The organism is Testudinibacter crocodili, assembly GCF_006228025.1.
In the GTDB taxonomy this organism is placed as follows: Bacteria; Pseudomonadota; Gammaproteobacteria; order Enterobacterales; family Pasteurellaceae; genus Chelonobacter.
Genome location: NZ_VDHF01000064.1, coordinates 21,772 through 27,771, shown reverse-complemented (window position 1 = coordinate 27,771; position 6,000 = coordinate 21,772). Strand labels below are relative to the sequence as shown.

Annotated in this window: 5 protein-coding genes; 4 read left to right on the top strand and 1 reads right to left on the bottom strand. The window is 46.6% G+C overall.

Annotated features, from left to right (window positions below; translation table 11 throughout):
* The first annotated feature begins 48 nt into the window (after positions 1–48).
* The 4 genes from ggt to FHQ23_RS07475 all read left to right on the top strand — a co-directional run bounded on the left by ggt (position 49) and on the right by FHQ23_RS07475 (position 5,433).
* The gene (ggt, locus tag FHQ23_RS07490) at positions 49–1,815 is read left to right on the top strand and encodes a gamma-glutamyltransferase (RefSeq protein ID WP_139613764.1); all 1,767 of its coding nucleotides are present in this window, start codon (positions 49–51) and stop codon (positions 1,813–1,815) included.
* A gap of 133 nt (positions 1,816–1,948) precedes the next feature.
* Positions 1,949–3,019 (top strand): PhoH family protein, encoded by a 1,071-nt coding sequence (locus FHQ23_RS07485; RefSeq protein WP_139613763.1) that lies wholly within the window; start codon positions 1,949–1,951, stop codon positions 3,017–3,019.
* Between the two features lie 2 nt (positions 3,020–3,021).
* Entirely contained in the window at positions 3,022–3,489 is a 468-nt protein-coding gene (gene ybeY, locus FHQ23_RS07480) for an rRNA maturation RNase YbeY (protein WP_139613762.1), read from the top strand.
* 12 nt (positions 3,490–3,501) lie between these two features.
* Positions 3,502–5,433, top strand: a complete 1,932-nt coding sequence (locus tag FHQ23_RS07475) for a tRNA(Met) cytidine acetyltransferase TmcA domain-containing protein (protein ID WP_139613761.1) — start codon at positions 3,502–3,504, stop codon at positions 5,431–5,433.
* Positions 5,434–5,446: 13 nt separating this feature from the next.
* On the opposite strand, the gene FHQ23_RS07470 is transcribed toward FHQ23_RS07475, so the two are convergent.
* Positions 5,447–5,773: a hypothetical protein gene (locus FHQ23_RS07470; RefSeq protein WP_139610371.1), complete on the bottom strand. Its 327-nt coding sequence runs from the start codon at positions 5,771–5,773 to the stop codon at positions 5,447–5,449.
* Positions 5,774–6,000 lie beyond the last annotated feature (227 nt).

The window sequence follows — 6,000 nt, the reverse complement described above, 5'->3', positions numbered from 1 at the left end:
CTTTTAAACTTTTAAACTTGGCATTTAATCTGCAAAATAAGGGGCTTTATGATGAAATTTAAAAAATCATTTGTAATCACTTCTCTGGCACTTTCAATATTTAGCGCATCCATAATGACCACCGCAGTGGCTGCCAATGTTATCCCAACACAAACTCAACAAGCTTCCATTCGTTATGATCAAAGTATGGATATTTTCCATCCGATTTATGCTAAAAACGGCATGGTGGCGACAGAGCAAGCACTAGCGACACAAGTTGGGCTGGATATATTAAAGCAAGGTGGTAATGCAGTTGATGCTGCCGTTGCTGTTGGTTTTGCTTTAGCGGTAGTGTTGCCAAATGCCGGTAATATTGGCGGTGGTGGTTTTATGGTGGTTTATGATGCCAAGACCAAACAAAGCGTTGCACTTGATTTCCGGGAAATGGCACCGCTTAAAGCTACTAGGGATATGTATCTGGATCAGGATGGCAACGTGGTCGATGGCAGATCGTTGTTCACCCATCTTGCGATTGGCGTTCCTGGCACAGTTGCTGGAATGGAGCATGCTTTAAAAAAGTGGGGAACGATGTCGCTGGCTCAAGTCATCGCCCCGTCAATTGAATTGGCTGACAAAGGGTTTGTGGTGAGTGAAACTTTGGGACAAACCCTTGAGACAGAAAAAGATAATTTAGCTAAATGGCAAGATAGTAAAAGGATCTTTTTCAAAAATGATGCGCCGTTCACTGTTGGAGATTTGTTAGTGCAGAAAGATTTGGCAAAATCGCTGCAACTCATTGCTCAACAGGGTGGAAAAGCTTTTTATGAAGGTGAAATTGCGCAGAAAATCGTGACAGAAATGGAAAAACATGGTGGCTTGATCACATTAGAAGACATGAAAAACTATCGAGCTATTGAACGAAAACCAATTGAAGGTGAATATCGCGGTTATAAAATTGTGACTATGCCTCCGCCAAGTTCAGGGGGAATCCACTTGGTGCAAATTCTGAATATTTTAGAACGTTACCCACTCCAAGAGTTTGGGCAAAATAGTGCCAAAGCGATTCGCCACTATGCCGAAGCCATGAAACTAGCCTATGCCGATCGGTCCGAATATCTAGGTGATCCGGATTTTGTACAAATTCCAGTAACAGGGCTGATTTCAAAAAAATATGCGGGTGAATTAGCGACGACTATTACTACCGACACCATTCGTCCATCATCAGAGATCAAGCCCGGCAAACCGCATCCCTACGAAAGTGATCAAACTACGCATTACTCGATTATGGATAAAGATGGCAATGCGGTCGCTGTAACTTATACCTTGAACCTGAATTTTGGCAGCGGAATTGTCGCTGAAGGTACGGGAATTCTATTAAATAATGAAATGGATGATTTTTCCGCCAAGCCGGGTACGCCGAATGCCTTTGGGTTGATTGGCGGTGATGCGAATGCAGTAGCAGCGCAAAAACGTCCGCTTTCATCAATGACCCCGACGATTGTTATGAAGGACGACAAACCATGGCTGGTGACCGGTAGTCCGGGTGGCGCACGGATTATCACCACTGTACTACAAAGCATTGTCAATACGATTGATTACGGTATGAATCCAGCAGAAGCAATTATGGTACCGCGCGTGCATCACCAATGGCTGCCAGATGAAATTCGGATTGAAGAAGGAATCAGTCCTGATACGATTAATATTCTGCAGGAAGAGGGCTATAAAGTCGTTCCTAAAGCGACAATGGGTAAAGTTCAGATTATTCAAGCCCGTGAAGACGGCTTTTACGGTGCCTCCGATCCACGCAATCCAGATGGGTTAACGTTAGGTTATTAGTCTAGATAACAAACGTCTGAATGATGAAAAGCCAAGTAACCGCACTTGGCTTGTTACGTTTTATTCTCTTTCCCCTATATTTAAAAAAAGTTGTATACTATTTCCATTTTCTGTCTGGAATAAAGAGGCAACCTTGACCGAACAACTTATCGAATCTTTTACCCTAGAACCTCAGGATAATGCGCGTTTGCAATCGTTGTGTGGGGCGTTTGATGATCATCTGCAACGGATTGAAAGCACGTTTAAGCTGCAAATTCTTCGACGTGATTTTAATTTTACCCTGAAGTCTGAACCGCCGCATACGGCAAAATTGTTGAAAGCAGTGGCGAAGCTGATTCAGCAGTTGTATGCCGATACTGCACCGCTGAAGGGCAAAATCAAAGAGTTGGATTTGGAAGATGTGCATATTGCAATTCAGGAAAGCCGGATTTTAGCCCAGGCGGAGGAAACCAGCGAAGTGCGGTCAGAGTCCAAGGTCTATACCACCACGGTGAAAACCAAGCGTGGCGTGATCAAGCCGCGCGGTGCCAATCAGATTCAATATCTGCACAATATTTTACGCCACGACATCAGCTTCGGTATCGGACCTGCAGGAACAGGGAAAACTTATCTTGCGGTGGCGGCAGCGGTGGAGGCGTTGGAAAAGCAGGAAATTCGTCGGATTCTGCTGACCCGTCCGGCAGTGGAAGCCGGTGAAAAATTGGGCTTTTTGCCCGGTGATTTAGGGCAAAAAATCGAGCCGTATTTGCGTCCGTTGTACGACGCGCTGTTTGAAATGTTGGGCTTCGAGCGGGTGGAAAAGCTGATTGAACGCAATGTGATTGAAATCGCACCGCTGGCGTATATGCGCGGTCGCACCCTGAATGATGCGTTTATTATTTTGGACGAGAGCCAGAATACCACCGTCGAGCAGATGAAAATGTTCCTCACTCGAATCGGTTTTAACTCCAAAGCGGTGATTACCGGTGATATAACCCAAGTCGATTTGCCGCGCAGTCAAAAATCGGGTTTGCGCCATGCGATGGAAGTGTTGCAAGCCGTGCCGGAACTGAGTTTTAACTTTTTTGAAAGCAGTGATGTGGTGCGTCATCCAGTGGTCGCTAAAGTGGTGCAGGCCTATGAAATTTGGGAGCGGGAAGATGAAATCCGTCGCCAGGCAGTAGCGGAAGAACGGCGTCAAGCACGGTTACTACAAGGAAGCTGAGCATGAAAAATATGATTATCGATCTGCAACTCGCCTGTGAAAATGTGGATAACCTGCCGAGCCAGGCGCAAATCGAGTTGTGGGCGCAAAGTGCGGTCAAGCCGAGTCTTGATGGTGTGGAAATGACAGTGCGGATTGTTGATGAAGCGGAAAGCCAGATGTTAAACCGCACTTATCGTGCCAAAGATTACCCGACCAATGTGCTCTCGTTTCCGTTTGAATCACCGGCGGAAGTCGAATTACCGTTGTTGGGCGATTTGGTGATTTGCCGTCAAGTGGTAGAACGGGAGGCGACAGAACAGCAAAAACCGCTGTTGGCACATTGGGCGCATATGGTGGTGCACGGCAGTTTGCATCTGTTGGGTTACGATCATATTGACGATGACGAAGCGGAAGAGATGGAAAGTCTAGAAACGGAGATTATGCAAGCGTTGGGCTTTGACGATCCGTATTTGAGTGAGAAAGCATAGCCTGTTTCTCTGATGAAAAATCCTTTTTTCCGCCACCCACTCATTTTATGCGGTGATGATGTTTGGTTAAGCCGACAACTCGCCGCATTTTTCGCATTAAATCAGCATAAAAGTGCGGTTTATTGTGCGCCACAGCCACCTGAAATCTTACCGCCAAATTGTACTTTTTACGCCTTTGTCCATGCCAAAAATCTGTTGGGGCAAGAGTGGGATTGTGCGGTTTATGACACGAGGCAATCATCCGAGGTAAACTTTAATCTGGAAGCATTGGCAATTGTTGCGGCAGCGATTAAAGCCGGTGGGATATTGCTGATTTTATTGCCGAAAGATTGGCAGATTCAAGTGGATTTGGATAGCTTGCGTTGGAACGGCACAGCGCAAGCGATTACACCAAGTCATTTTTATCAATGGTGGCAAAGTGCGGTTGAGCGGCATCAAATCCCAATTTATCAGCAAACAGCAATAAATCCATCTTTGCCGCATATTGCAACGGATTTATGGCAACAGCCGCCGAGCGCACGGGTGCAACAACAACGGCTATTGCAGCAGATGCTGGCTGCGCAAGCGGAGTTGTATCTGCTTACTGCCAAGCGTGGACGCGGCAAATCGGCGCTTGCCGGCATGCTTGCCGATAAACTGAGCGAGCAAAGTGCGGTTTTTCTAACGGCACCTAATCAAAATGCGGTGCAGGCATTGTATCGGCATTGTCAAAATAAACCGCACTTTATGGCGCCTGATGATTTGATTGCGCGTTTGAATGAAAATCCGCAGCCATTTGCAGAGAGTTGGCTGATTATTGATGAAGCGGCGATGATTCCGCTGGACATGCTGGCGACGATTTGCTGCCATTTTGCCCATATTCTGCTGACCACCACCATTGACGGCTATGAAGGCACCGGGCGTGGTTTTGAGCTGAAATTCAAACAATTGACCAATCGCACTTGCCAGCTTTTGCATTTGCAGCAACCGTTGCGTTATGCAGAAAATGATTCGCTGGAACGTTGGATTGATGATTTGCTATTACTCAACAATCGGATGCACACCACCAGCAACGAGACGAATAATCTAACGCTGGCGCAAATTTCGCCAACAGAACTGGTGGCTGATCCGCAACAAATCTGCCATTTTTATCGCTTGTTGGCGTTGGCGCACTACCGCACGTCGCCGCTGGATTTGCGCCGTTTGCTTGATGCGCAAGGACAACGGTTTTGGTTGTTACGTCGGCAAGGCGAGATTAGCGGCGGAATTTGGGCGTTGGCGGAGGGCGGTATTGCGGATGCCGATTTGATCGAGAAAATCTGGCGTGGCGAACGGCGTCCAGCAGGGAATCTTGTTGCGCAAGCTTTGTGTTTTCAGGCGGATTTGCCGCAAGCTTGTGCGTTGCGATCGCTACGGATCTCACGGATTGCGCTACCGCCGTCGTTGCAGCGGCAAGGCTTCGGTCAGCAACTGGCGCGGCAGTTGCTTGAAGATTGCGGGGCTGAATTGGATTTTATTTCCGTCAGTTTTGGTTACAGCGATGGATTAGCGGAATTTTGGCAAAAGTGCGGTTTTCGGATCATTCATCTCAGTAGCGGCAAAGAGGCGAGCAGCGGTTGTTACAGTGCCATGGCGATTTACCCGCTTTCGCCAGACGGCGAACGCTTTTATCAGCAGGCACGGCAGCAATTTCTGCGCAATTTTCCGTTAGCGGAACATCCCCTATTCCCACGGTTGAAGCAATTGATTGCTTTTCCTGAAATCGATTGGCAGTTGAATGCCGATGATCTACGCCAATTACATGGTTTTGCTGAAGCCAACCGCACTTTGGCTGCGACTTATCCGGCGCTGCGCCGCTTAATCAAAGCCACCCCAGAATTTGATTGGCAAACGTTGCAGCAGTCGCAAGATGGTAAAAAACAGCGCTTACAGCAATGGCGGACTGTGATCACTGGTCTGATTTAAGGTTAGTGGGATATTATTCTGATAGTTTGGATTTCGCCTGCGCGGTTTCACTAAAATGGAGTGTTATCGGTTTAAACTTGGAATAGATCCATAATCCCAGTGCCATTACACTGCCAGCCAATAATGTCCAGGTTAAGGCAACAAGAAACAGGATCACAGGCACGATGTAAAATACCGCAATGCCGTTGACCGGTTGTTGATTCCACATCACATCAGCCAGATCAAAATAACCTACAATCCCAAATACTAAAGATAACGGCAGAAAGCCCACTAATAATCCGATAAAAACTAATTTATAAATAGTGCCAGTGGTCAATTTTTTCACCATGATATTTGACATGGATAACTCCTCATTCATTTGATTGTCTTTAAGCGTCTGATTATGGCTTTATTCACGGTTCCGATCAAGAAAAAGTGGTTGGAAGGGCGAGGGTAGCGGTTCACCTCTCTATTTTGGAGCGGTGAGGTTATTCCTTAAGATCAAATCGCAATTAGGTTGAATGAAAAACAACCAGTTAACTGTGATCTAATCCACATAAATAGTTGACAAAAAACTTGCAACAACAG